Genomic DNA, 26,253 nt, shown 5'->3' with positions numbered 1-26,253 from the left:
TGCACAAGGCACAGACGACTCCCAAAAAGCAGCATGAGCACCGCATTCCTCTCCATCGACCTTGACGCCATCGCCGCCAACTGGCGCGCTCTTGACCAGGCCTCGTCCGACACTGTCGAGACGGGCGCCGTGGTGAAGGCCAATGCCTACGGGCTTGGCGTCGCACGTGTCGCCACGCGACTGGCCGCCGAAGGCGCCCGCCGCTTCTTCGTCGCCGCATCCGAGGAAGGCGTGATCCTGCGCCGCGCCCTTGGCCCGGGACCTGAAATCAACATCCTCTCCGGTCACATGGAGGGCGATACCAAGCTGATCGCCGAAGCCCAGCTGACGCCGATGATCAACTCGGCCGACCAGCTGCTGCGGCAGCTCGAATCGCTGCCGGGGCAGCCGTTCGGCGTCCAGCTCGATACCGGGATGAACCGGCTCGGGATGGAATTCGGCGAATGGTCGGCGCTGCGCGACATCGCGCTGGCACAGAACCCGACGCTGATCATGTCGCACCTCGCCTGCGCGGACGAGCCCGACCACCCGATGAACCCGCACCAGCTGCGCACCTTCCGCGAGATGACCGCCGGCACCGCCGTGCCGCTGTCGCTGTCGGCGACGGGTGGCATCCTGCTGGGGCCGGAGTACCACTGCAACGTGACCCGTCCGGGCATCGGCCTTTACGGCGGCCGCCCGTTCGAACAGGCCGCGACGGTGGTCCGCCTTGATCTGCCGGTGATCCAGACCCGCGAGGTCGATGCCGGCGAGACCGTGGGCTACGGCAATGCCTGGACGGCCGAGCGCCCCTCGCTGGTGGCGACGCTGGCGGCGGGCTATGCCGACGGCATCCACCGCGCCATCGCCCGTGACACCGTGCTGTGGGCCGGCGAATATGCCTGCCCGCTGATCGGGCGGATCTCGATGGACCTGATCACCGTCGACGTGACCGACCTGCCCTTCGAGGTGCCGGCCGCGCTGACGCTGCTGGGCGACCAGCAGGGCATCGACGTGCTGGCCGATACCGCGGGCACCATCGGCTACGAGCTGCTGGTGGACCTCGGCAACCGCTACAAGAGGAGCTACCTCGGCTGATGACCCTGCCACTGCGCCTCCTTGGCGGCCTCGGCCATGCTACGCTGAGCTTTCTCGCCCTGGTGGGGCGTGTGGTCTCGTTCCTTGCCGAAACGCTTTCGCATCTGGTGCGCCCGCCCTTCTATGGGCGGGAGTTCGTCTCGGCGCTGTTCCAGGTCGGCTGGCTGTCGCTGCCGGTGGTCTTCCTGACCGCCATCTTCACCGGCGGCGCGCTGACGCTGCAGATCTATGCCGGCGGCGCGCGGTTCGACGCCCAGGCCGTGGTGCCGCAGATCGTCGCCATCGGCATGGTGCGCGAACTGGGCCCCGTCCTGGTCGGGCTGATGATCGCCGCCCGCGTGACCTCTTCGATCGCGGCGGAAATCGCGACGATGAAGGTGACCGAACAGATCGACGCGCTGGTCACCCTGTCCACCAACCCGATGAAATACCTGACGGTGCCGAGGGTGCTGGCCGGGCTGATCACCGTGCCGCTGCTGGTGGGGCTGGGCGATATCGTCGGCATCCTGGGCGGCTTCACGGTGGCGGTGAAAACGCTGGGCTTCAACCCGGCGGTCTTCGTGCAGAACACCGTCAACTTCCTGGAACCGCTCGACATCATCTCGTCGCTCGTCAAGGGCGCGGCCTTCGGCGTCATCGCCACCACCATCGGCTGCTACTCGGGCATGAACTCGGGGCGTGGCGCGCAGGGTGTGGGCGAAGCGACGAAATCCTCGGTCGAGGCCGCCTCCGTGCTGATCCTCGCCACCAACTTCCTGCTCACGGGGGCGTTCTTCTCGGCATGATCAGGCTGGAAAAAGTGGAAAAGACCTTCGGGTCCAATGCCGTGCTGCGCGGCGTCGACCTGGAGATCGCCAAGGGCACCTCGATGGTGATCATCGGCGGCTCGGGCACCGGGAAATCGGTGCTGCTGAAATGCGTTCTGGGGCTGGTGCAGCCCGACGCGGGCCGCATCACCGTCGATGGCAGCGACACCGACAAGGGCGACCGCGATGCCTTCCTGGCACGCTTCGGGATGCTGTTCCAGGGCGCAGCGCTGTTTGATTCGCTGCCCGTCTGGCAGAATGTGGCCTTCCGCCTGCTGCGCGGCAGCCTCAAGCGGCCCAAGGCCGAAGCGCGAGAGATCGCGATCGAAAAGCTGCGCCGCGTCGGTCTGAAGCCCGATGTCGCCGACCGCCTTCCGGCCGAACTGTCGGGCGGCATGCAGAAACGCGTGGGCCTGGCGCGCGCCATCGCCGCCGACCCCGAGATCATCTTTTTCGACGAGCCCACCACCGGCCTCGATCCGATCATGTCGGGGGTGATCAACGACCTGATCCGCGAGATCGTGACCGAGATGGGCGCCACCGCCATGACCATCACCCATGACATGACCTCGGTGCGGGCGATTGCCGACAACGTGGCGATGCTGCACGGCGGCAAGATCCGCTGGACCGGCCCGGTGTCGCAGCTCGATACTTCGGGCGACCCCTATGTCAGCCAGTTCATCTCGGGCTCGGCCGAGGGCCCGATCGAGGCCGTCAGGTGAGCACCCCCCTGCCCATGATCGCCATGGTGCAGCTTTTCGCGGTCTGGCTCATCCCGGTGATGGCCGGGGTGGCCCTTCTGGTGCGCCTGGGCCCGCATCCCCGGCCGGGGCTGTTCGCGGCGCTGGTCTGGCTGGGCTTCTCGCTGGCGGCCGCCACCCAGCTGATCCCCGATCCGCTGACCACCGCCGGCCCCCGCCTTGCGGGCCTCGTGCTCTTTGCGCTGACGCTCTGGGACTGGCAACGCTCGCTGCATGGCGATCACTGGCGCGCCCCCGATTTCGCCGTTTTCGCCCTGGGCGCGGTGCTGGCCGCCACCCTGGTCGCCGGCTGGATCGCGGCCTGACGGCCACACTTTCCCCATTCCGCTCAAAATCTACGCTGAGTCGCGTCCGCTTCGGTGTATGATGACCTTAGGTAAGCGGAAATCGCTCCGGGCCGGAACCCGGCGGTCTTCTGCCCCGTTTGCTCTTAGCCGCGGCGGAAACCCGCCGCCCCCGCCGCAGAGGAGCCGTCATGACCCGATCCGTCCCCCTTTCGTCCGGCAGGACCGTCTTCGTCACTTCCGCCCAGATGCTGGCGACGGCCCTGCTGGCTCTGCTGGCGCTCGGGCTGACGGCCGCGACGCTGCTCGCGGCCTTCGGCCTGCTGCCCTGGCCGGCGCTGACCCTGGGCTACGGCACGCAGACGCTGCAGGCCGGACCGGCCCTGCAGATCGGCCTGACGGTGCTGGCGGTGGCGCTTTGCGCCTATATCCCGGCCAGCGCCCGCATCCTGGTGCTGGAAACCTCGCACCGCCGCTTTGCCCTGTCGATGCGTGACATACAGCGCGCCTATGTGGCCGCCCACGCCGCCGACCGGGCCGGCAACTTCACCATGACGGAACAGTATGATGCGGTGCGCGAGCGGCTGGTCTGGCTGCGCAGCCACCCCGACCTTGGCGCGCTGGAGCCCGACATCCTCGAGGCCGCCGCCCAGATGTCGCAGGTTTCCCAGGACCTGGCCGAGGTCTATTCCGACGCCACCATGGCCCGCGCCCATGCCTTCCTGCGCGAACGCCAGCAAGAGATGGCAACCTTCGAAACCCGCCTGTCCGAGGCAAAGGCCCGCACCGAGGAACTGCGCCGCTACACCGAGGCCGTCGCCCTGGACGAAAGCGTGGCTCAGGCCCAGGTCGCCCGCCTGCGCGCCGAACTCGCCGAGATCCTGCCCGAACTGGCCGCGCGCGGCCTCACGGTGCAACCGCTCGACCCGCGCCTCAGCCGCGCCAGCCTGAACCGCGTGCCCGCCGAATGACGCGGCCCCCCGCTTCATCTTTCCACAAATATGCCGGGGGGGTCGCGCAGCGACGGGGGCAGCGCCCCCTGACGCCCTCTCCGGTCCCGCGCCCGCCTCTCCTCCCGCGCCCCCCCGCAAACCCTTTGACGCCCCCCCGCCGCTCGGGCACAACGCCCGCATGGCCAAGCCCGTCACCTCCTTCTCCTGCGCCGAATGCGGCGCCTCCTTCAACAAATGGTCCGGGCGCTGCGACGCCTGCGGCGCCTGGAATTCGATCTCCGAGGACGTGCCACTGTCCTCGGGCCCCGCGGGGCGCAGCCTGGGGGCCGCGCGCGGCCGCAAGGTGGCGCTGACCGATCTCGGCTCCCGGGAAACCCCGCCGCCGCGCACCGCCTCGGGGCTGGACGAGCTTGACCGCGTGCTGGGCGGCGGGCTGGTTCCGGCCTCGGCGGTGCTGGTGGGGGGCGATCCCGGCATCGGCAAGTCGACCCTGCTGCTGCAGGCCGCCGCCGCCTTCGCGAACCGCGGCCTCAAGACCTTTTACATCTCGGGCGAAGAGGCCTCGGCCCAGGTCCGGATGCGCGCCCAGCGGCTGGGCCTCGACAGCGCGCCGGTGAAACTGGGCGCCGATACTGCGCTGCGGGACATCCTGACGACCCTGGACGAGGAACGCCCCGATCTGGTGATCATCGATTCGATCCAGACCATGTGGTCGGATACCGTCGACAGCGCGCCGGGTTCGGTCAGCCAGGTCCGCGCCGCCGCGCATGAGCTGACGACCTTCGCCAAGCGCCGCGGCTCGGCCGTGATCCTGGTGGGCCATGTCACCAAGGAAGGCCAGATCGCCGGCCCCCGCGTCGTCGAACACATGGTCGACACCGTGCTTTATTTCGAGGGCGAGCGTGGCCACCAGTTCCGCATCCTGCGCGCCGTCAAGAACCGCTTCGGCCCCGCGGACGAGATCGGCGTCTTCGAGATGACCGGCATGGGCCTGGCCCAGGTGTCGAACCCCTCGGCGCTGTTCCTGTCGGAACGCGGGCAACCCAGCCCCGGCTCGGTGGTCTTTGCGGGCATCGAGGGCACCCGGCCCGTCCTGTGCGAGATCCAGGCCCTGGTCGCGCCCTCGCCGCTGTCGCAGCCGCGCCGGTCCACCGTGGGATGGGACGGCGGGCGGCTGGCGATGATCATGGCGGTACTCGAGGCGCGCTGCGGCATTCCTTTCGCCGGGCTCGACGTCTATCTGAACGTGGCGGGCGGCATGAAGATCAGCGAACCCGCCGCTGACCTTGCGGTTGCAGCCGCCCTGCTCTCTGCCCGCGAGGATACCGCGCTGCCCGCCGAATGCGTCGTCTTCGGAGAGATTTCGCTCTCGGGTGCTCTCAGGCCCGTGGGCCAGACGGAAAACAGGTTGAAAGAGGCGGCGAAACTTGGTTTCTCATCCGCGATCGCCCCGGCCGGTGGAAAACCCGGCGCCGGGGCGGGGCTGAAGCTGACCCGCATGGCGGATCTGACAAGCTTCGTGGGCGAAATCTTCGGCGCAGGCTAGCGCCATAGCAAAACGGAGCAACGCACCATATGGACGGCTTCACCATCATCGACGCGATCGTCGCGGCGGTCATCTTCCTTTCCGCCATCCTGGCCTATGCCCGCGGCTTCCTGCGCGAGGTCCTGGCGATCGTCGGCTGGGTGGCGGCCGCCATCGTCGCCTTCATCTTCGCCCCCGAGGTCGTGCCCCTGGTCAAGGAGATCCCGGTGCTGGGCGACATGCTGGCGGGCAGCTGCGAGCTGTCGGTGATCGCGGCCTTCGGTCTGCTGTTCGCCGTGGTGCTGGCCATCGTGTCGCTGTTCGTGCCGCTGTTTTCCTCGGCGGTGCAGCGTTCGGTGGTGGGCGGGCTTGACCAGGCGGCGGGCTTTGTCTTCGGCATCGCCCGGGGCATCCTGCTGGTGGCCATCGCCTTCTTTGTCTACAACACCATCCTGCCCGATCAGGACATCGAACTGGTCGAGAAATCCCGTTCCGCCGTGGTCTTTGCCAACCTTTCGCAGAAGATCAAGGACGAGAACCCCGAGCGCGCCCTCGGCTGGGTCACCCAGCAATACGAGAACCTGACCGGCTACTGCCCGGCGCCCGCGACCACCCCGACCAACGGCTGACCCCCCTTGAACCCCGGCCCCGGATCGTCCATCTAGCGGGCATGGATCCACGGAAACCAGCACCTGCCGCGCCCCGCCTTCCTGCGGAAAGCGCGGCTTTGGCTTTCTTGTGATCCTTTCGTGACACTTGCCGCCCATGCGCGTATGAGATGCGCGTCGGACATGACCGGATTCGGAGCAACGCCCTTGCCCAGCCAGCACCCAGACCAGCCGTCCCTGCAACCAAGTCAGGCCCCTCACGACATGACCAGCGCCGCGCCCGCACGCTCCCTCAAGGACGCTCCGCGTTTCCTTGCCCACCCCTTCGATGACGACAAGCTGAAGGAGGAATGCGGCATTTTCGGCGTGATCGGCGTCACCGATGCCGCCAACTTCGTCGCGCTTGGCCTGCATGCCCTGCAGCACCGCGGCCAGGAAGCCGGCGGGATCGTCTGCCACCATCCCGAACACGGCTTCAACTCGGCCCGCCGCTTTGGCTATGTGCGCGACAACTTCACGTCGCAGGACATCATGAAGACCCTGCCGGGCCCGATCGCCATCGGCCACGTGCGTTACTCCACCGCCGGCTCGAAGGCGGCGGTGATCCGCGACGTGCAGCCCTTCTTCGGGGAATTCTCGATGGGCGGCGCGGCGATCGCGCATAACGGCAACATCACCAATGCCGAGGCCCTGCGCAAGGAACTGATCGAGCGCGGCTCGATCTTCCAGTCCTCCTCCGACTCGGAATGCATCATCCACCTGATGGCGCGGTCCCTGCAGAAGGGCATCGCCGACCGCCTGGAAGACGCGCTGCGCCGTGTCGAAGGCGCGTTCTCGGTCATCGCCATGACCCGGTCCAAGCTGATCGGGGTGCGCGACCCGCTGGGCGTGCGTCCGCTGGTGCTGGGCAAGGTCGCGGATGGCTGGGTACTGTCCTCGGAAACCTGCGCGCTTGACATCATCGGCGCCGAATTCGTCCGCGAGATCAAGCCGGGCGAGATGGTCGTGATCTCGGACAAGGGCGTCGAAAGCAGCTTCCCGTTCCGCCAGCAGCCGTCCAAGTTCTGCATCTTCGAACATGTCTATTTCTCGCGGCCCGACAGCATCATCGGCGGGCGGTCGGTCTATGAAAGCCGCCGCCAGATCGGTGTGGAACTGGCCCGCGAGGCGCCCGTGGAGGCCGATCTGGTCTGCCCCGTCCCCGACAGCGGCACGCCCGCGGCCATCGGTTTCAGCCAGGAAAGCGGCATTCCCTTCGCGCTTGGGATCACCCGCAACCAGTACATGGGCCGCACCTTCATCGAGCCGACCGAGCAGATCCGCAACATGGGCGTGCGGCTGAAGCTGAACGTCAACCGCGCCCTCATTCGCGGCAAGCGCGTCATCCTGGTCGACGACTCGGTCGTGCGGGGCACGACCTCGCGCAAGATCAAGCAGATGATCCTGGACGCGGGCGCGGCCGAGGTGCACTTCCGCATCGCCTCTCCGCCGACCGCCTGGCCCTGCTTCTACGGCGTCGACACGCCGCAGCGCGAAAAGCTGCTGGCCGCCAACATGTCCGAGGACGAGATGCGCGACTACCTGCAGGTCGACAGCCTCAAGTTCATCTCGCTCGACGGGCTGTACCGCGCCGTGGGCGAGGCCGACGGGCGCTCGAAATCCTGCCCGCAGTATTGCGATGCGTGCTTCTCGGGGGAATATCCGGTGGCACCCAGCGACATGATCGAAAAGGGCTTCCAGCTGAAAGCGGCGGAATAAGCCCGGCCTTCAGGCCCAAACGACTTGACACGCCAGCCCCCCTCGGGCTGGCGTTTGCACATCCGCCGAAGGGAAGATGACCGATGAACCTGCTGCAACTGGACGCGCGCTGGCGCCGTTTCACCGACCCCGACTACCGCAGCCCGATTGACGGGCGGCGCTTCACCGGGGTCTACGACCTGGGTTTCGAGGCCCCCGATGCCTGGCCCCATGCCACCCCCGAGGGCGACGAGGTGATCGAGGTCGGCCAGCACCGCCTGTCCTCCGAGCTGTGCCGGATGGACGACAAGCGGTTCCTGCGCTGCGTCATCCCGCTGGTGCTGCGCGGCACCGAGGACGAGGTCTTCTGGTTCGCCCCCTGGGTCGAGATCGCGCCGGATGACTTCTACACCTTCCTCGACAGCCTCGACACCGGGGCGGCCTTTGCGGGCTGCAAGGCGCGGCTGGCGAATGCGCTGCCGGGCTTCGGCGGCGGCATCACCGGCACCCTGTCGGGCGGCGAGGACGGCGAGCGGCCGCGGTTCGCGCCCGCGGGCGGCGCGCTGGCCCAGGCCTGCGCCGACGGCCTGCCCTTCGACGATCTGCTGGACCTTTATGCCGAAGCCGGCGACGACATCCGCCCGCATCTGGGTTGAACGCCCCGCACGTCCGCCGACCCTGACCGGCGGGCGGCTGCCCATCGGCCTTCACGGCTGCGTGCGCCCCCTGTCGCGGGGGCCGCTTTCATGGCATCACGCGCCCTTGCCACCCGCAGGAGCGCCCGCCCCATGACCGAACACCGCACCACCCCCACCCCCGCCATCGTGGCCCAGCAGGCGACCCAGTCCGACGCGATGCCGCTGAACGGGCTGACGTTGCTGGGGACGCGGGTCAATGCGCAGGGCGCCTCGGCGCTGGTGCGCAGCGGGCGGGGCGATATCTCTCGCGTTGGCCCCGGCGACACGCTGGAGGGCTACCGCGTCACCGCCATCACCACCGGGCAGATCCGGCTGGCGCGGGGCGGCGACGAACAGGTTCTTGCCATCGCGGGCACCTGAACGCTGGACGGCGCCCGCCGCAGCCCCCATGCTGCGGGCATGAGCGAGTCTCCCCATGACGTTTATCTTGCGGCCTGCCCGATCGACCACCGACAGGCCCTGGGGGACCTGAGGATGCGCCTGCGCGACCGCCTGCCCGGCGCGGCCGAGGTCATGTCGGCCCACCGCTTTCCCGCCTTCCAGATCGCCGGAGGCCATTTCGTGGCAGGCTTTGCCTCCTGGACGGGGCACATGGCGCTCTATCCCTTCTCGCTCTCGGTCTTCCCCGAGATCGAGGACGTGCTGGAGGGCTGGCCGCACAGCATGGGCGCGCTGCATTTCCAGGCCGGGCAACGGCTGCCCGACGCGATCCTGAACCGCATGCTGGAAACCCGGCTGGGGCAGATCCGCAACCTGTACGCCCGGCGTCGCAAGCGCACCCAGCCCCTGCGGCAAAGCGACCACCTGCCAGGCTGGAGCGACGCTTGACCGGTCCCTGAAAAGGCCGCACACCCGACGCATGAGCGATCAAGACCTGACGACCCGCCCCGTTGCGCTGATCACCGGCGCCTCCCGCGGCCTGGGGGCCGCGCTGGCGCTGGAACTGGCGCAGGATCATCACATCGTGGCCGTCGCCCGCACCGTCGGCGGCCTTGAGGAACTGGACGACCGCCTGCGCGCCCGGGGCGGCAGCGCGACGCTGGCCCCCATGGACATCACCCTCCCCGAGGCGATGGCGCAGCTGTGCCGTTCGATCCATGACCGCTGGGGCGGCATCCGGCTGTGGATCCATACGGCGGTGCATGTGGCGCCGCTGACGCCCGCCGCCCATGTCGATGCCAAGGACTGGGGCAAATCGGTGGCCACCAATGTCACCGCCATGGGCCATCTGGTGCCCTATGTGGCGCCGCTGCTGGGCCGCCACGGCCAGGCGCTGTTCTTTGCCGATGACGACATGACGGGGGCGAAATTCGCCAGCTCTTACGGGGCGACGAAGGCCGCGCAGATCGCCATGGTGCGGTCCTGGGCGGCGGAAACGGTGCGCACGGGGCCGAAGGTGCATATCCTGTCGCCGCGCCCGATGCCCACCGCCACCCGCGCCCGCTTCCACCCCGGCGAGGACCGCGCCGCCCTGACACCCGTTCAGGACGAGGCGCAGCGGCTGCTGGCAAGCCTGGGCTGACCCCTGCCGTTGCGGAAGCCTGCCCCGCAGGGCGGGCGCCTTGCCCCATCGGGACGCCTCGCCTATGCAGGGGGGGACAGTTCGAAGGACATTTCCATGCGCATTCTGCTGACCAATGACGACGGCATCAACGCCCCGGGCCTTGCCACCCTGGAGGCCATCGCAGCCCAGGTTGCCGGCCCCGAGGGCGAGGTCTGGGTGGTCGCCCCCGCCTTCGAACAATCGGGCGTGGCGCATTGCATTTCCTACACCCATCCCACGATGATCTCGCAGATGGGCCCGCGCCGCTTCGCGGCCGAGGGGTCTCCGGCGGATTGCGTGCTGGCGGGGGTGCATGACGTGCTGGCCGGCCAGCAGATCGACCTGATCCTGTCGGGGGTGAACCGCGGCAACAACTCGGGCGAGAACGCGGTCTATTCCGGCACCCTGGGCGGCGCCATGGAAGGCGCGCTGCAGGGCCTGCCGGCCATCGCCCTGTCGCAGTATTTCGGCGACGGCAACCGCGATCTGGCCGACCCGTTCGAAGCCGCCGCCGCCCATGGCGCGGCCCTGGTCAAAGAGATCCTGGCGCTGCACCGCCCGGCGGGCGACACCGAATACACCACCTTCTACAACGTCAACTTCCCGGCCTGCCCGGCGGCGGCCGTCAAGGGCCGCAAGGTCACGCCGCAGGGCCTGCGCACCGATTTCAGCTTTGCCGTCTCGCCGCAGGTGGTGCCCTCGGGGCGGCGCTTCCTGTGGGCGCGCAGCGGCAACCAGCAATCGGCCGCCCTGCCCGGTTCGGACGTGGCCGCGAACCTTGAGAACTACATCTCGGTGACGCCGATGCGGGCGGATCTGACCGCCCATGACCTGCTTGCCGGTCTGAAAGGGCTGGAATAGGCCCCGGCACCGTTTGCCCCCTTCCCTAGCGGCATGGATTGCGCAATCCTGCCGGGGATGACCCGCCGCCCTTCCCCGTTCCCGGATCTTGCAAAGGCCTGATGAACAGCGACGACGTGACCCTCGCGGAACGCAAGATGCAGTTCCTTTATGCCCTGCGCAGCGCGGGGGTGACCGATAGCCGTGTGCTGGACGCCATGGAGCGCGTCGACCGGGGCGCCTTCATCAAGGGCCTGTTCTCGGAGCGCGCCTATGAGGACACGCCGCTGCCGATCGCCTGCGGGCAGACGATTTCCCAGCCCTCGATCGTCGGGCTGATGACCCAGGCGCTGGAGGTCCAGCCGCGCGACAAGGTGCTGGAGATCGGCACCGGATCGGGCTACCAGGCCGCCGTCCTGAGCCAGCTTGCGCGCCGCGTCTACACCATGGACCGCCACCGCGAACTGGTGCGCGAAGCCCGCGCGGTGCTGGATGCGGAAGGCTATTCCAACGTCACCACCTTTGCAGCCGACGGATCCTTCGGGTTACCGGAACAGGCGCCTTTTGATCGCATCCTCGTGACGGCTGCGGCAGAAGACCCTCCGGGGCCGCTCTTGGCGCAGCTGAAGACCGGCGGTATCATGGTGCTGCCCGTCGGGCAGTCCGATACCGTCCAGCACCTGATCCGGGTGCACAAGACCGAAACCGGACTTGAATATGACGAGCTCTGTCCCGTGCGTTTCGTGCCACTGCTCGAAGGCATGGGGCGGGAGAGCTGACAACCCCGGCACCAGACCGGGCGTGCCGTGCCCAGACCGCGGCCACTTGCGGATGAGGATCGAACAGATGACCGAGATGACGAGAGCGCGGCCCGCGGCCCCGAAGCCGCGCCCCCGCGTACAGATGCTGCTGGGCGCCAGCCTGCTGGCCAGCCTTGCCGCCTGCGGCAATATCGACACCGACCTGAGGGGCGGTTTCGGGCAGTTCTCGACCGCCGATGCGGCCCGCGCGGTGACCGCGCAGCGCCCGATGCCCGACAACCGCGGCATCATCTCTTATCCGAACTACCAGGTGGCGGTGGCCCGGCGCGGCGACAGCGTCGCCTCGATCGCGCAGCGCATCGCGATGGATCCACAGCGGCTGGCGGCCTTCAACGGGCTGCAGCCCGGCGACACACTGCGCGAAGGCGAGGTGCTGTCGCTGCCGGGCCGGGTGATGGAGCCCTCGCCCGCCACCGGCGCGCCCGCATCCGGGCCGATCATCTCGCCGGATGATTCGAGCCTGGCGACGATGGCGGGGGATGCGATCAACCGCGCCGCCGACAACGAGGTCTCGGTCACCACGCTGCCACCTGCCAGCCCCGGCAAAGCCGCCGTTCAGGTCGGCCACGAGCCGATCCGCCACAAGGTCCAGCGCGGCGAGACCGCCTATTCCATTGCCCGCCTCTATGGCGTGTCGGTGCGTTCGCTGGCGGACTGGAACGGGCTGGACAGCAATTTCACCATCCGTGACGGACAGTACCTGCTGATCCCGCTGGTCAACCAGCAAAGCGAAAGCAGCACCGCCCGCGCCCAGGCCGGACTGGCCGCCAGCAGCACCACGCCACCGGGCCGGCCCTCGCCCACCCCGGCGCCGCCCTCGGCCGCGCAGCCGCTGCCGAAGGACAAGCCCGAGGCGATCAGCGCGCCGCCCACCAAGGCCGAGAAGAAGACCGCCGCCGCCGCCGTGCCGGATCTGTCAAAGGAACAGGCGCCCTCGGCCGCGCAGATGGGCTATCCGGTGCGGGGCAGCATCATCCGCGCCTATCAGAAGGGCAAGAGCGACGGCATCGACCTGTCGGCGGATGCCGGATCGCCCGTCAAGGCGGCCGCCGGTGGCACCGTGGCGGCCATCCTGCAGGATACCGACAACCAGAGCGTCATCGTCATCAAGCATACCGGCACGCTGCTGACGCTTTATTCGAACGTCGCGAACATCGTGGTCAGCAAGGGCGAGAAGGTCGAGCGCGGCCAGCAGATCGCCGATGTGGCTTCGGGTGGCACGCCGTTCCTGCATTTCGAGGTCAGGAAGGGCCTGGAGACGGTCGATCCGATGCAATACCTGTCGCAGTGAGATCGGCCGCAGGAGGGGCGCTGCCCCTCTTGCGGGCCCTGCGGGCCCCCAATTCACCCCGGAGTATTTGTGGCCAGATGACAGGGAACCGAAAAGACAAAGGCCGGGGCCCCTGGGGCACCGGCCTTTCTTGTTGCACTGCCGCGGTGGTCAGGCCAGGGCCACGCCGTGGCGCCCCGCCAGATCGGTGAAGAACTGCCAGGCGACGCGGCCCGAGCGGGAACCGCGCGTGGCCTGCCATTCGATCGCCTCGGCGCGCAGGGTGTCGGGGTCGATCACCAGGCCATGGGCGGCGCAGTAGCCGTCGATCATCGCCAGGTAGTCGTCCTGCGAACAGGGGTGGAAGCCCAGCCAGAGGCCGAAGCGATCCGAGAGCGAGACCTTTTCCTCGACCGCCTCGGCGGGGTTGATGGCGGAGGAGCGTTCGTTCTCGATCATGTCGCGGGGCATCAGGTGGCGCCGGTTCGAGGTGGCGTAGAACAGCACGTTGTCGGGCCGCCCGGCAATGCCGCCGTCGAGGACCGCCTTCAGGGACTTGTAGTGCTGGTCATCATGGCTGAACGACAGGTCGTCGCAGAACAGCAGGAAGCGGTGCTGGCTGGCGCCCAGAAGCTGCATGAGGCGCGCCACGGTGGGCAGGTCCTCGCGCTGAAGCTCGACGATCTTGAGGGGCAGGCCCTGGCGCAGGACCTCGGCGTGGATCGCCTTGACCAGCGAGGATTTCCCCATGCCGCGGGCGCCCCACAGAAGCGCGTTGTTGGCGCCGTGGCCGCGGGCGAATTGCAGCGTGTTGGCCAGCAGCGTATCGCGCGCGCGGTCCACCCCCACCAGCAGGCCGACGTCGACCCGGCTGACCTTCGTGATCGGGGTCAGCCGTTCCGGGCCGGTCTGCCAGACGAAGGCCTGGGCGCTGTCGAAATCGGGCGCATCCAGGGGCGCGGGCGCCATGCGTTCAAGGGCGGCGGCGATGCGGGTCAGAGCTTGGGTCATTCGTCGGTCTTTGCGGGGGTCTTTGCGGGCGCGGCGCCCTTTTCCTCGTCCTCGTCATCGTAATAGCCTTCGGCGCGCAGTTGCGCCTCGCGCTGGCGATCAACCCGGCGCACCAGCCAGATCGAGACCTCGTAGAGGCCGTAGACCACGACGAAGAGGATGATCTGGCTGACGACATCCGGCGGTGTCACCACCGCGGCCAGGATCAGGATCGCCACCACGGCATATTTGCGCACGGCCGCCAGGCCCTCGGCCGTCACCAGCCCGGCCTTGCCCATCAGCGTCAGCAGCACCGGCAGCTGGAAGCACAGGCCGAAGGCCACGATGAACTTGATGGTCAGCGACAGATAGGCCTGAGCCGAGCCCTGGAAGGCGATCGAGGCGACCTTGTGGTCGACCGGCACGTCCCCGGTCAGGGTGCCGGGCTGCTGGAAGCCCAGGAAGAAGTCGAAGGCCATCGGGGTGATGACGTAGAAGGCGAAGGCCGCACCCAGGATGAACATGAACGGCGAGGCGATCATGAAGGGCAGGAAGGCGTTCTTTTCCGACTTGTAGAGACCCGGCGCCACGAAGCGCCACATCTGGTAGGAGATGTAGGGGAACGACAGCACCAGCCCCCCCAGCATCGAGATCGAGACGGCGACGAAGAAGCCTTCCTGCAGCTTGATCAGGATCAGGCCGCAATCCTCGCCCATGGCGCTGCGCGCGGTGCACAGCGGTTCGGTCAGGAAGTTGAAGATCGGGTTCCAGACCGTGAAGCAGATCAGCATGCCGACCATGAAGGCGGCGATGCAGTGGATCAGCCGCGTGCGCAGCTCGGCCAGGTGTTCGATCAGGGGGGCGGAGCTGTCCTCCAGCTCGTCCGTCTCGTTCATTCTCAGTTCTTCCTGCTGGGCAGCCGGCTGGAGCGGGCGGCGCGGCCACGGGCGGGCAGACGCGCCGGGCGTCCGCCGCTCGCGAGCTGCGCGGCGGTGCGGCGCAGCGCCGGGGCGGCGGCGGGCGTGGGCGCAGGCGCGGCGTCCACGGCGCGTTTCGGCGGCAGCACCACGTCGGGCACGGAGAGGGCATATTCGACCTCGTCCGCGGCGGCCTCGGCATCGGCGGCCAGGCGATCCTCGGCGGCCTTGGCGGTGGCCTCCTGGATCTTGCGGGCGGCCTCTTCGCGCTCGGGCGTCATCGTGGACGCGGGCGGCGTCGTCGTCGCGGATGTCATCGGCCGGGTCAGGGTGTCAGCGGCCTCGCGCACCTTGTCGAGCCCGAATTTCTTCGGGTTCGACAGGCCCTTGAGCATCTGGTTGGTCTCTTTCATGCCCGACTGGTCAGCCGCGTCCTCCATCGCGCGGGTGAATTCCCGCGCCATGCCGCGTGCCTTGCCGACGAACTGTCCGACAGTGCGGAACAGGTTCGGCAGTTCCTTGGGCCCGACCACGATCAAGGCCACGATCCCGATCAGCAGGATCTCCGTCCACCCCATACCGAACATGGGAGATCAGACCTTGTCCTTGGTCTCTTCCGGGCTGACGTCGCGCGCTTTCGCGGCCTTGTCGTCCTCGAGTTCCTTCTCGCCGTCGTTCACGCCCTTCTTGAAGGCGGTGATGCCCTTGCCGACCTCGCCCATCAGGTTCGAGATCTTGCCGCGTCCGAACAGGACGAGGACCACGACAGCGATCAGAAGAAGGCCCATCGGACCGATGTTGTTCAGCATAGCAGCTCTCTCCTGCAACGGTGGGTCCGTTCCCAAAGCCCACCTCTTCAAGTCAATGCGTATCTAAAGGCTCGCTGCCCCGTGGAAAAGGACCAAAGCACCGGCCCCCCGATTTTTTGATCAACCGATGGGCGTAAGGCCGCTTGACAGCCTGCGCCTTAGGGGCGCGGCAGCGGGATCAGGGGGTGGTCAGCAGGGCGCGGGTGTCGGCGGCCCAGGCGTCGATGGCGCCGGTGATCTGGGCCCGGAAGGCGGCACGGTCCTGCACCTCTTCCAGCTTCAGCAGCAGGTAATCCGTGCCGATCCCGACGCCTGCGCCCACGGCCATGCCCAGGGCGCCGCCGATCGCCGTCCCCAGGCCCGGCACCACGCTGCCTGCCGCAGCCCCCGCCGCGCCCCCGGCCGCAGCCCCCCCCAGCCCCGAGGCCGATTTCGACGTCACCACCTTGACCACCGCCTTTGCCGCAATTTTAAGCACACCCTTGGCGACCAGCTTTTTCACCACCAGCCCCGCGACCAGACCGGCCGCGCCGCCCGCCCCGCCGCTCAGCGCCAGACGCGCCGAAAGGCCCTCGGTCCGGGCGCGGGCGAGGGCCGCCAGGTCCAGGCAGGGCGCGGCGGTGCAGCTTTGCGTCAGCTCCAGCGTGGCGCCTTCGGGCGGGGTCAGGCGATGGGCGGCCATCAGCGCGCGGTATTGCGCCAGCCGCGCGGCGGCCTGCCCCTGCAGGATCGCGTCGGGATCGGCCTGCGCCAGAAGCTGTTCCAGCGGTGCGGTCGGATCGCCCTGCTGCAACGCCTGCGTCAGCTGACGACCCAGGCTGCCCTCCAGCCGGCCCATCAGCATCAGCCCCAGCCGGGCGTAATCGGCGGGCAGGCTGTAGTAGCGATCCAGGAACGGATCGACATTGGCGGTCATCGCCGCGGCCGCGCTGTCGATAGCGACCTGCAAGGCCTGGCGCTGCGCGGCGCTGGCGCGGTCCAGATCGGCACGCGCCGCGGCCTGCAACGCGGCGATGGTGCCGGGGGCATAGTAATCGGCGCCGATCTGCTCGACCTGCAGGACGATCAGCTGCAGGTCGCGGGCCGCGACCGGCACCGGCCGATCTGGGGCCGAGATCTGCGCCAGCCGCGCATCGCAGACCGCCATCAGCGGCAGCCACAGGAAACCCAGCAGCACCGTCAGCAGGGCCGCCAGCAGGGCAGTTTCAGAGGCGCGGGGGGCCGCCGGATCGCGCAGCGCGGCACGCCGCAGGGCGCGCGCCGCCAGATCGCGCGGCAGGGCCGCCGCCACCGCCATCGCGACCGCCAGCCCCGCCACCGCGCCGCCGCCCAGCCCATAGGCCAGCAGCGCGCCCAGCAACCGGTTGCCGCCCTGCCCCTCGACCTGGCCCAGCACGTAGCCGCGGATATTCTCGGCCAGGCGCGCGGCGGACAGCATCTGCTCCAGCGCGGCGCTGCGCACCGGGGCGCCCGCGACCTGCCCCAGCTGGCCCGAGGTGACGAAGGGCGCCGCCGCCAGCCCCGCCAGATGCAGCACCAGCGGCAGCAGCACCAGCAACAGCCCCGTCACCAGCCCGGCCCAGACGATCGGCAGCGCGGTGCGGAAGGGTGCGGCCAGCTCCGGCCCCAACATCCGGGCAAAGAGGGCACGCAACAGCCACAGCAGCGGAAAGGCCAGCAGGAACAGCCCCCAGTCGAGCGGCCGGAACAGCATCACCTGCGGCAGCGCCAGCGTCACCAGCGCCATGGCGGCACCCAGCGACAGCAGCACCCGCAGGCTGATCCCCGCCCCCAGCCGGTGCAGCCGGCCGCCGGGATCCAGCCGGTCCAGCCGGTGCGCCCGCCGCAGCGCCAGCATCGCACCCGCCGCCTGCGCGGGCCCAAGCGCCAGCAGCGGCACCGCCAGCACCAGCCCCCAGACCGGCAGCCCCGGCAGCAGCCACAGCATCAGGACCAGCAGCGCCAGTTGCAGCGCCGCACGCAGGGCGAAACGGATCGCGGGCATCGGGACCTCTCGCGCCGGCGGGAAACGCGAGGCCTCGGGGCCTCGCGCGGCAGGCGGTTACAGGGTGCTCTGGAAGGCGCCGCCGTCCAGCAGCACGTTCTGCCCGACCATGAAGGCCGCATGCTGAGAGCACATGAAGGCGCAGGTCTGGCCAAAGCCCCGGGCCGTGCCATAGGTATGCGTCGGAATGCTGGCCTCGCGCGCGGCGCGGGCCTCCTCCAGCGTGATGCCCTTCTGCTTCGCCACCCCGGTATCGAGCGAGAACGCCCGGTCGGTGTCGTGAATGCCCGGCAGCAGGTTGTTGATCACCACGCCATGGGGCGCCACCTGGCGCGCGGTGCCCGCGACATAGCCCGTCAGACCGGCGCGGGCCGAATTCGACAGCCCCAGCACCCCGATGGGCGATTTCACGGATTGCGAGGTGATGTTGACCACCCGGCCCCAGCCCTGCGCGATCATCCCCGGCAGCTGCGCCTTCATCAGCGCGATCGGCGTCAGCATGTTCGCATCGAGCGCCTTCAGGAAATCCTCGCGCTCCCAGTCGGTCCACATGCCGGGGGGCGGGCCGCCGGCATTGGTGACCAGGATGTCGACCTGGCCCGCGGCCTCCAGCACCCGGGCGCGGCCCTCTTCGCTGACGATGTCGGCCGCCACCGCCGTGACCTCGACGCCGTAGGTGTCGCGGATCGCGGCCGCCGTGGCCTCCAGCGCCTCGGCCCCGCGGGCATTCAGCACCAGGTTCACGCCCGCCTCGGCCAGCGCCTCGGCGCAGCCGCGGCCCAGCCCCTTGGACGAGGCCGTCACCAGCGCCCGCTTGCCCTTGATTCCCAGATCCATCGGGGTCTCCTTTTTCCTTGCATCGCAGGGGCCGCAGCCGCCGTAACGCGGACTTAACCGCCGCCGGTCCATGCTGAGCCCCCATATCCCGCGCGAAAAGAGCATTCCGAGGCCAGATGCACAAGAGCACCAACATGCAGGTCAGCGCCATCGCGGTTCTGCCGGCCTCGGCCCTTGAGGTCGTGCAGGGCGTGAACGAGGGCGACGCCCTCTCCTTCGCGGCCGAACTGGTGCCGGACGACCTCTATCGTCGCGGCATGGCCGAGCGGCTGCGGCTGATGGTGCGCGCCGATGACGACGGCCAGCTGGAACTGGCGGAAGGATCGGATCGGGGCACCCCCGGCGCCCGGCTGGTCCTCGACAGCCTGCTGACCTTCATGAGCCCCGATGCCGCCATCGCCGAGGTCCTCGTTCTGGTCGAGCTCGACCCCGCAGGCAACGCGGCCGCGATCTATGCGCTGCCTCTGGGGGATCTGGCCCAGGGCCGGGACCTGAGGCTGGTGGGCATCGACACCGAAGGTGCGGCCCGGCATTTCGCGCAGCTGGGCTGCGTGTCCTTCGCCAGGGGCACGCGGATCACCCTGGCCTCGGGCGCCCAGGTCCCCATCGAAAACCTCGGACCCGGAGACCGGGTGCTGACCCGCGACGCCGGCGCCCAGGCGGTGCGCTGGATCGGCCACAACCTGCAGCGCGCCACCGGCGCCATGGCCCCGGTGCTGATCCGCGCGGGCGTGCTGGCCAACACGGCCGACCTGTGGCTGTCGCCCGAGCACCGGCTGTTCTTCTACCAGCGTGAAGACCGCCTTGGCGTCGGCCGCAAGGAACTCCTGGTCCGCGCCCGCCACCTCGTCGATGGCGAGAACGTCATCCGCGCCGAGGGCGGCTACATCGACTACTATCAGCTGCTGTTCGACAGCCACCAGATCATCTACGCCGAAGGCATTGCGGCGGAATCCTTGCTGCTCGACGCCCGCAGTCGGCCGGCCCTTCCCGAAGCGCTGGCCGATCTGCCCGGCCACGCCCCCGCGCCGCATCGCCATTTCGAACTGTTGGGCGAAGATCTCCGCCGCCCCGGGACCCTCGATCTGCTGCGCCGCGCCTGAAAACGGATCACCCTCGCCCCGGGGCGGACCGCCTGCGGATGCGGCAGCAAGATGCATATTTATGGAAAGATGAAAGGATCTGCGCGCCAGCCTCCGGCCACCGGTGCACCATCCATATTTTTAGAAAGATGAATTCGAAAATACCCCTTCATTTTCTTGTTCCAAATACCTCGGGGGAACGGGCCGCAGGCCCGTGGGGGCAGCGCCCCCTGCAACGACAGCCACCCTGACGGCTGTCCTGGATCAACGCGCCAGTCACCGCCCCGGGGGCGGCGGCGTGTGGCGGCGCATCCCTGCCCTGCAAGGCCCCGCGCCGAGGCTTGCCCTTTTTCCATGGGGTGCTATACGCCGCGACATGCTCGACACCGCCTCCAACCGCCCCGCCCTGCCGCCTGAGATCGCCCGCCGGCGTACCTTCGCGATCATCTCGCACCCGGACGCGGGCAAGACGACGCTGACCGAAAAATTCCTCCTCTTCGGGGGGGCCATCCAGATGGCCGGCCAGGTGCGCGCCAAGGGCGAGGCGCGGCGCACGCGCTCGGACTTCATGCAGATGGAGAAGGACCGCGGCATCTCGGTGTCCGCCTCGGCAATGAGCTTCGATTTCGGCAAGTTCCGCTTCAACCTGGTCGACACCCCCGGCCACTCGGACTTTTCCGAGGACACCTATCGGACGCTCACGGCGGTGGATGCGGCGATCATGGTGATCGACGGCGCGAAGGGCGTCGAAAGCCAGACCCAGAAGCTGTTCGAGGTCTGCCGCCTGCGCGACCTGCCGATCCTGACCTTCTGCAACAAGATGGACCGCGAAAGCCGCGAGGTCTTCGACATCATCGACGAGATCCAGGAGAACCTGGCCATCGACGTGACGCCCGCCTCCTGGCCCATCGGCGTCGGCCGGGATTTCCTGGGCTGCTACGACATGCTGCACGACCGGCTGGAGCTGATGGACCGCGCCGACCGCAACCGGGTCGCGGAATCGATCAAGCTGGACGGCCTCGACGATCCGAAGATGGCCGAGCATATCCCCGCCGGGCAGCTGGCCAAGCTGCGCGAAGAGGTCGAGATGGCCCGCGAGCTGCTGCCCGCCTTCGACCGTCAGGCGCTGCTGGAGGGGACGATGACGCCGATCTGGTTCGGCTCGGCGATCAACAGCTTCGGCGTCAAGGAACTGATGACCGGCATCGGTGAATTCGGCCCCGAACCGCAGCCTCAGCAGGCCGAACCGCGCCAGATCGCCCCGGAAGAGGACAAGGTTGCGGGCTTTGTCTTCAAGGTGCAGGCCAACATGGACCCCAAGCACCGCGACCGGGTGGCCTTCGTGCGCCTGGCCTCGGGGCATTTCAAGCGCGGCATGAAGCTGCAGCACGTGCGCTCGAAGAAACCGATGGCAGTGTCGAACCCGGTGCTGTTCCTGGCCTCGGACCGGGAACTGGCGGAAGAGGCCTGGGCCGGCGACATCATCGGCATTCCGAACCACGGCCAGCTGCGCATCGGCGACACCCTGACCGAGGGCGAGACGCTGCGCGTCACCGGCATCCCCAGCTTTGCGCCGGAACTGCTGCAGGGCGTGCGCGCGGGCGATCCGATGAAGGCCAAGCACCTGGAAAAGGCGCTGATGCAATTCGCCGAGGAAGGCGCCGCCAAGGTCTTCAAGCCCTCGATCGGCTCGGGCTTCATCGTCGGCGTCGTCGGCGCCCTTCAGTTCGAGGTCCTGGGTTCCCGGATCGAGCTGGAATACGGCCTGCCGGTGCGCTTCGAACCCTCGCAGTTCACCTCGGCCCGCTGGGTTTCGGGGCCGAAGCTGGCGGTCGAGAAGCTGGTGAATGCCAACAAGCAGCACATCGGCTATGACCACGACGGCGACATCGTCTTCCTGACGCGGCTGCAATGGGACATCGACCGGGTGGTGCGCGACTACCCCGAGGTGACGCTGTCGGCTACCAAGGAAATGATGGTCTGATCCGGGCGGCCCTGCGGGGCCGCCTTTTTCATGTCCCCGGAAAGGGAATTTCCACCCTGACGTGTGCGGGTGCTTGCCTGCACGCCTGCCCTGTCGCATCCTGCCGCCATGATGCGCGACAGCACCTATGGCGGTTTCGACAGCCTTCTTGCCCGGATGGAAGCCCGGCAGGAGCCCCTGGCCTTCGAGCCGGGCCAGGCGCTGCCACCCCTCGACATCGACCTGCAGCCGCTGAAATCCGCCCCCACCCGCCTGCCCGATGGGCCGGCGCGCGCGGGCCATGCGCGCAAGGCCCGCGAACTGGCCGAGGAATTCCTGGGCCAGCCGCAGATCCTGCACCTGCATGGCCTGCTGATCGCCCATCTGCGCCGCCGCGACCAGCCCGCCCAGACCGCGCCGCTGTTCCTGCGCCTGTGGCGCGAGGAAGCCGCCTTCCTGATCGACCGGCTGTCGCCGCGCTGGCTGGTCTCGGCGGTGACGACCTTTGGCGATCACGGTGACACCCCGGCGCAGCGGCAGGCGGGGCTGGCGCTGACCACCCTTTTCGGCATGGTGAAACTGTATGAAAGCGAACGGCTGCATGCGGGCCTGGCGCCCGAGCAGCCCTTTGCCGGGCCCAAGAAACGGCGGCGGCTGCCGCTCGACATGGCGCCCTATGCGCTGATGTCGGGGGGGCTTGATGTCAACCTGCTGGGGCGGCTGTGGCAAGAGGCGGGCGCGGATCCGGTGCTGGCCCCGCTGGCGCGGCATCTGCTGGGGTTGCTCGATGCCGATCCGCGCACCGTGTTCCGCCGCCTGGCCTTGATGCGCGACGACGAGATCCCGCCCCCTGCCGAGGCAGGCTTTGCCCCGCTGCCCCTGCCCGAGGGCGCGCAGCCCGCGCTCAGCGCCCGGGCCCGGCCCGATCCGGCGCGCCTTCGCTGGGGGATCGTGGCGACGCTGGATGCGGAGCTGCCGCAGATCGCCCGCTTTGCCGCCCACCACCTGATCGAGGGGGCCGACCGGCTGGATCTGTACCTGGACCGTCCCGACGGTGCCGCGCAGGCGTTCTTTGCGGACCATCCGCTGGTCCGGGTGATCCCCTGCGACCAGGCCCACTGGGACCGCCTGGGCCAGCGCCCCGATGCGCTTGCCCGCCGGCAGGCGCGCAATGCCACGCTCAGCTACCACGACAGCGACCTGGACTGGCTGGTGCATCTGGACGGCGGCGACCTGCTGCTGCCCGAGCGCCCGCTGGCCGCCGTGCTGGGCGCCCTGCCCGACGGCATCGCCGTGCTGGACTTGCCCCCGGCCGAACGCCTGCTGGGTCCCGCCCCCGCCTTTCGCCGCCCCGTTCCCGCCGATCAGGCCGGAGAGGCCGCCCTGGCCGCCGTCTACCCCACCTTCGGGCTGCATCTGCCGCAGGGGCTGGTGGGGGCACCGCAGGGCCGTCCGGCGGTGCGTACCGGCATTGCCGATTGCCGGCTGGGGCTGCATTACCTGATCCACCGCAGCCAGCCTGCGCCGAACCGGGCGCTGTGGACTGCCGGCCATTGCGGCCGCAGCCTCGCCGCCGACTGGCCCGGGTTTCTCGCCACGCTGCCCGCCCGCATCTCTGACGGTCACTATCCCCGCGGCCGCGACCGCTTCGGCCCCGGCGATCTGCTGGAATACCTGCTGGCCACCGAGGGCGAGGACGCGCTGGCGCTCTTGCGGGACGAGGTGCTGGCCGACAGCCCCGCCCTGCGCGACCGCCTGCAGGCGCAGGGGATGCTGCTGGCCCCGGAACTGGATCTTGAGGCCCGCGTCCGCCAGGTCTTCGGCCGCCTGCCGCAGGAGGCCACCGCATGAGCACCAGCTGGGGCATCGTCTCGACCATCCGGGCGCCGGCCGAAAAGGTGCTGGACTTTGCCGCCTGGCATCTGGAGCTGGGCGCGACCCGGCTGCATCTGCATTTCGACGACCCCGCCGATCCGGCGATCGCCCTGCTGAAGCCGCATCCGAAGATCCGCACCGTCGCCTGCGACAGCGGCTGGTGGAAGCGCACCAAGGGCTTTCGGCCGAAACGCCACCAGGCCCGGCAGACCGTCAATGCCACCCATTGCTATGTGCACAAATGCCGCCTCGACTGGCTGCTGCACATAGACGTTGACGAATTCCTGCTGCCCGATCAGCCGGTGGCGCAGATGCTGTCGGCGCTGCCTGCGACCTGTCACACCGCCCGCCTGCGCCCGGTCGAGGCGCTGGCAGGCCCCGGGCCGCTTTACCATTTCCGCAGCTTTTCACTGGATCCCGCGACGCGGCGCGCGCAAACCGCGCGGATCAACCCCGAATTCGGCCCCTGGCTGAACGGCGGCCTGCTGAGCCATGCCAATGGCAAGATCTTTGCCCGCCCCGGCCTGCCCCAGGCCGAATTCCGCATCCACAACCTGCTGACCCCCTCGGGCCGCAATCCCGGAGAGACCACCCTGCCCTGCCCGCTGGCGCATTTTCACGCCGGCCCCGTCGAGGCCTGGCTGGCCCAGTACCGCTTTCGCCACGACCAGGGCTCGTACCGGAGCGAGCTGAAGCCCGCCGCGCCCGACACCCCCACTCTGCACGCCCATCTGGCAGCCCTGGAAGCCCGCGAGGGCGAGGCGGGGCTGCGCCGTTTCCATGCCGAGGTCTGCGCCGACAGCCCTGGGTTGCGAAAACGACTCGCGGCCGAGGGGCTGCTGGTCAGCCGTGAAATGGACCTGACGGCGCTGCGCAGCCGCCATTTTCCCGACGTCAGCCCCTGAAATCCCCCCTCCAGGGCCCGAAAACAGCGCATTTGCCCGTTTGGATTGACCTTTTTGCAAGTCTCTAGTAAGAGCCCCTTCCATGAGGCGGCGGCCGTTCTGCACGCCCGGGCCTGTCTGGCCCTTCACGGATACGCTACGGGCCAAGATGTGTCCGTAAACCCACGGATGCACATGACCAAGTTTTCTGATCTCGACCTGGACCCCAAGGTCCTCAAAGCCATCGCCGAAGCCGGTTATGAATCGCCGACGCCCATCCAGGCAGGCGCCATTCCGCACGCGCTGGCTGGCAGGGACGTGCTGGGCATCGCCCAGACGGGCACCGGCAAGACCGCCAGCTTTACGCTGCCGATGATCACGCGGCTGGCCAAGGGCCGTGCCCGCGCGCGGATGCCGCGGTCGCTTGTGCTGTGCCCGACCCGCGAACTGGCCGCCCAGGTCGCCGAGAACTTCGACACCTATACCAAGCACATGAAGCTGACGAAGGCGCTGCTGATCGGCGGCGTCAGCTTCAAGGAACAAGAGGCGCTGATCGACCGCGGCGTCGACGTGCTGATCGCCACGCCCGGCCGTCTGCTGGACCATTTCGAGCGCGGCAAGCTGCTGCTGACCGGCGTGCAGATCATGGTGGTGGACGAGGCCGACCGGATGCTCGACATGGGGTTCATCCCGGATATCGAACGCATCTTCAGCCTGACGCCGTTCACCCGCCAGACGCTGTTCTTCTCGGCCACCATGGCGCCCGAGATCGAACGCATCACCAATACCTTCCTGTCGAACCCCGAACGCATCGAGATCGCCCGCCAGGCCACCACCGGCGAGAACATCGAACAGAGCGTCGTCATGTTCAAGGCATCCCGCAAGGACCGCGAGGGGTCGGAAAAACGCCGCATCCTGCGTCAGCTGATCGACATGGAAGGCGACAGCCTGACCAACGCCATCGTCTTCTGCAACCGCAAGACCGATGTCGATGTCACCGCCAAGTCGCTGAAGAAATACGGCTATGACGCAGCGCCCATCCATGGCGACCTGGACCAGTCGACCCGCATGAAGACGCTGGACGGCTTCCGCGAAGGCTCGCTGAAGATCCTGGTGGCCTCGGATGTGGCCGCGCGCGGTCTGGACGTTCCCTCGGTCAGCCATGTCTTCAACTTCGACGTGCCGACCCATTCCGAAGACTACGTGCACCGCATCGGCCGCACCGGCCGGGCCGGGCGCAAGGGCAAGACGATCATGATCTGCGTGCCGCGCGACGAAAAGAACCTGGCCGACATCGAGAAACTGGTGGCGAAAGAGATCCCGCGCCTGGAACTGCCGGGCCTGAAATCCGCCGAGCCCGAGGGCGCAGCCGCAGCCGAGGCCCCCGCCGCCAAGACCGACGAGAAGCCCCGCCGCACCCGGACCCGCAAGCCCAAGGCCCCCAAGGCCGAGGTCACCGCCGAGGCCCCCGAGGCAGTCGAGGCCCCTGTCGCAGCCGAGGTGAAGGCACCGAAACCCGCCAAGGCGCCGCGCGCCCCGAAGGCCGAAAAGCCCGCTGAAAAGCCCGCCGAGGCGCCTGTCGCGGCCCCCGTCGAGGCCCCGGTCGAGGCCCCCGTCGCCAAGGCAGAAAAGCCGGTCGAGAAGGCCCCGAAACCGGCGCGCGCCGAACGGCCCGCCGCTGCCGAAAAGCCCACCGAAAAGCCCGCTGAAAAGCCGGCCCGCGCCGAAAAGCCCGAGCCCGTCGAGAAGCCCGAGAAATCGGAGCGCACCGACAAGCGCAGCGGCGCCCCGCGCGAGCGTGGCAATGGCGGCAACACCGGTGGCAAGGGCCGTGGCAACGACCGCGTGGTGGTCGGCATGGGCGACCACATGCCCAGCTTTATCGCGCTGTCGTTCGATCAACGCCGCGCCGGCTGATCCTTCGGGACGGAACGTAAAAAAGGGCGGGGATGACGCGATCTGGCGTCA

Annotated in this window: 26 protein-coding genes; 20 read left to right on the top strand and 6 right to left on the bottom strand. The window is 68.8% G+C overall.

The window, feature by feature from the left end; all coding sequences use genetic code 11:
- Positions 1–33: 33 nt before the first annotated feature.
- The 15 genes from alr to AC2ITM_RS05820 all read left to right on the top strand — a co-directional run bounded on the left by alr (position 34) and on the right by AC2ITM_RS05820 (position 12,944).
- On the top strand, positions 34–1,077 hold the full coding sequence (gene alr / locus AC2ITM_RS05890) for an alanine racemase (protein ID WP_486468894.1): 1,044 nt from the start codon (positions 34–36) through the stop codon (positions 1,075–1,077).
- Positions 1,077–1,862 carry an MlaE family ABC transporter permease gene (locus tag AC2ITM_RS05885; protein ID WP_486468893.1) on the top strand — a complete coding sequence of 262 codons (786 nt, stop codon included), beginning with the start codon at positions 1,077–1,079 and terminating at the stop codon, positions 1,860–1,862. Before alr ends, AC2ITM_RS05885 begins: the two co-directional genes overlap by 1 nt.
- Positions 1,859–2,605, top strand: a complete 747-nt coding sequence (locus AC2ITM_RS05880) for an ABC transporter ATP-binding protein (RefSeq protein ID WP_486468892.1) — start codon at positions 1,859–1,861, stop codon at positions 2,603–2,605. The genes AC2ITM_RS05885 and AC2ITM_RS05880 overlap by 4 nt, the downstream gene beginning before the upstream one ends.
- The gene (locus AC2ITM_RS05875; RefSeq protein WP_486468891.1) at positions 2,602–2,949 is read left to right on the top strand and encodes a hypothetical protein; all 348 of its coding nucleotides are present in this window, start codon (positions 2,602–2,604) and stop codon (positions 2,947–2,949) included. The genes AC2ITM_RS05880 and AC2ITM_RS05875 overlap by 4 nt, the downstream gene beginning before the upstream one ends.
- A gap of 170 nt (positions 2,950–3,119) precedes the next feature.
- A complete protein-coding gene (locus AC2ITM_RS05870; protein ID WP_486468890.1) occupies positions 3,120–3,899 on the top strand; it encodes a DNA repair protein in 780 nt (259 codons plus the stop codon).
- A 160-nt stretch (positions 3,900–4,059) separates the two neighbouring features.
- The gene (radA, locus tag AC2ITM_RS05865; protein WP_486468889.1) at positions 4,060–5,427 is read left to right on the top strand and encodes a DNA repair protein RadA; all 1,368 of its coding nucleotides are present in this window, start codon (positions 4,060–4,062) and stop codon (positions 5,425–5,427) included.
- 29 nt (positions 5,428–5,456) lie between these two features.
- Positions 5,457–6,035, top strand: a complete 579-nt coding sequence (locus tag AC2ITM_RS05860) for a CvpA family protein (RefSeq protein WP_486468888.1) — start codon at positions 5,457–5,459, stop codon at positions 6,033–6,035.
- A gap of 243 nt (positions 6,036–6,278) precedes the next feature.
- Positions 6,279–7,772 (top strand): amidophosphoribosyltransferase, encoded by a 1,494-nt coding sequence (gene purF, locus AC2ITM_RS05855; protein ID WP_486468887.1) that lies wholly within the window; start codon positions 6,279–6,281, stop codon positions 7,770–7,772.
- Positions 7,773–7,855: 83 nt separating this feature from the next.
- Positions 7,856–8,407: a DUF2199 domain-containing protein gene (locus AC2ITM_RS05850; protein WP_486468886.1), complete on the top strand. Its 552-nt coding sequence runs from the start codon at positions 7,856–7,858 to the stop codon at positions 8,405–8,407.
- Between the two features lie 132 nt (positions 8,408–8,539).
- On the top strand, positions 8,540–8,809 hold the full coding sequence (locus tag AC2ITM_RS05845) for a hypothetical protein (RefSeq protein ID WP_486468885.1): 270 nt from the start codon (positions 8,540–8,542) through the stop codon (positions 8,807–8,809).
- Between the two features lie 39 nt (positions 8,810–8,848).
- Positions 8,849–9,277, top strand: a complete 429-nt coding sequence (locus AC2ITM_RS05840; protein WP_486468884.1) for an iron chaperone — start codon at positions 8,849–8,851, stop codon at positions 9,275–9,277.
- A gap of 31 nt (positions 9,278–9,308) precedes the next feature.
- A complete protein-coding gene (locus tag AC2ITM_RS05835) occupies positions 9,309–9,971 on the top strand; it encodes an SDR family NAD(P)-dependent oxidoreductase (RefSeq protein ID WP_486468883.1) in 663 nt (220 codons plus the stop codon).
- Between the two features lie 96 nt (positions 9,972–10,067).
- The gene (surE, locus tag AC2ITM_RS05830; RefSeq protein WP_486468882.1) at positions 10,068–10,853 is read left to right on the top strand and encodes a 5'/3'-nucleotidase SurE; all 786 of its coding nucleotides are present in this window, start codon (positions 10,068–10,070) and stop codon (positions 10,851–10,853) included.
- Between the two features lie 101 nt (positions 10,854–10,954).
- Positions 10,955–11,611, top strand: coding sequence for a protein-L-isoaspartate(D-aspartate) O-methyltransferase (locus AC2ITM_RS05825; RefSeq protein WP_486468881.1), 657 nt, complete (start codon positions 10,955–10,957; stop codon positions 11,609–11,611).
- A gap of 67 nt (positions 11,612–11,678) precedes the next feature.
- On the top strand, positions 11,679–12,944 hold the full coding sequence (locus AC2ITM_RS05820) for a peptidoglycan DD-metalloendopeptidase family protein (protein ID WP_486468880.1): 1,266 nt from the start codon (positions 11,679–11,681) through the stop codon (positions 12,942–12,944).
- 150 nt (positions 12,945–13,094) lie between these two features.
- On the opposite strand, the gene AC2ITM_RS05815 is transcribed toward AC2ITM_RS05820, so the two are convergent.
- From AC2ITM_RS05815 to AC2ITM_RS05790, 6 genes are all read right to left on the bottom strand, one after another.
- Entirely contained in the window at positions 13,095–13,934 is an 840-nt protein-coding gene (locus AC2ITM_RS05815; RefSeq protein ID WP_486468879.1) for an ATP-binding protein, read from the bottom strand.
- Positions 13,931–14,809 (bottom strand): twin-arginine translocase subunit TatC, encoded by an 879-nt coding sequence (tatC, locus tag AC2ITM_RS05810; RefSeq protein WP_486468878.1) that lies wholly within the window; start codon positions 14,807–14,809, stop codon positions 13,931–13,933. Before tatC ends, AC2ITM_RS05815 begins: the two co-directional genes overlap by 4 nt.
- A 2-nt stretch (positions 14,810–14,811) precedes the next feature.
- On the bottom strand, positions 14,812–15,417 hold the full coding sequence (tatB, locus tag AC2ITM_RS05805; RefSeq protein WP_486468877.1) for a Sec-independent protein translocase protein TatB: 606 nt from the start codon (positions 15,415–15,417) through the stop codon (positions 14,812–14,814).
- Positions 15,418–15,423: 6 nt separating this feature from the next.
- On the bottom strand, positions 15,424–15,639 hold the full coding sequence (tatA, locus tag AC2ITM_RS05800) for a twin-arginine translocase TatA/TatE family subunit (protein ID WP_486468876.1): 216 nt from the start codon (positions 15,637–15,639) through the stop codon (positions 15,424–15,426).
- 178 nt (positions 15,640–15,817) lie between these two features.
- Complete coding sequence (locus tag AC2ITM_RS05795) at positions 15,818–17,644, bottom strand: hypothetical protein (RefSeq protein WP_486468875.1); 1,827 nt, start codon at positions 17,642–17,644, stop codon at positions 15,818–15,820.
- A gap of 57 nt (positions 17,645–17,701) precedes the next feature.
- Positions 17,702–18,481, bottom strand: coding sequence for an SDR family oxidoreductase (locus AC2ITM_RS05790; protein ID WP_486468874.1), 780 nt, complete (start codon positions 18,479–18,481; stop codon positions 17,702–17,704).
- A 116-nt stretch (positions 18,482–18,597) separates the two neighbouring features.
- Between AC2ITM_RS05790 and AC2ITM_RS05785 the strand changes: the two genes are divergently transcribed.
- The 5 genes from AC2ITM_RS05785 to AC2ITM_RS05765 all read left to right on the top strand — a co-directional run bounded on the left by AC2ITM_RS05785 (position 18,598) and on the right by AC2ITM_RS05765 (position 26,202).
- Positions 18,598–19,584, top strand: a complete 987-nt coding sequence (locus AC2ITM_RS05785; protein ID WP_486468873.1) for a Hint domain-containing protein — start codon at positions 18,598–18,600, stop codon at positions 19,582–19,584.
- Between the two features lie 355 nt (positions 19,585–19,939).
- The gene (locus AC2ITM_RS05780) at positions 19,940–21,547 is read left to right on the top strand and encodes a peptide chain release factor 3 (protein ID WP_486468872.1); all 1,608 of its coding nucleotides are present in this window, start codon (positions 19,940–19,942) and stop codon (positions 21,545–21,547) included.
- A 108-nt stretch (positions 21,548–21,655) separates the two neighbouring features.
- On the top strand, positions 21,656–23,377 hold the full coding sequence (locus AC2ITM_RS05775; protein ID WP_486468871.1) for a glycosyltransferase family 2 protein: 1,722 nt from the start codon (positions 21,656–21,658) through the stop codon (positions 23,375–23,377).
- Positions 23,374–24,306: a glycosyltransferase family 2 protein gene (locus tag AC2ITM_RS05770; protein ID WP_486468870.1), complete on the top strand. Its 933-nt coding sequence runs from the start codon at positions 23,374–23,376 to the stop codon at positions 24,304–24,306. Before AC2ITM_RS05775 ends, AC2ITM_RS05770 begins: the two co-directional genes overlap by 4 nt.
- A 174-nt stretch (positions 24,307–24,480) precedes the next feature.
- On the top strand, positions 24,481–26,202 hold the full coding sequence (locus AC2ITM_RS05765; RefSeq protein WP_486468869.1) for a DEAD/DEAH box helicase: 1,722 nt from the start codon (positions 24,481–24,483) through the stop codon (positions 26,200–26,202).
- The last annotated feature ends 51 nt before the right edge of the window (positions 26,203–26,253 follow it).

Source organism: Pseudooceanicola sp. NS-SX9 (assembly GCF_057380705.1).
This window is presented reverse-complemented; position numbering and strand designations above follow the sequence as displayed.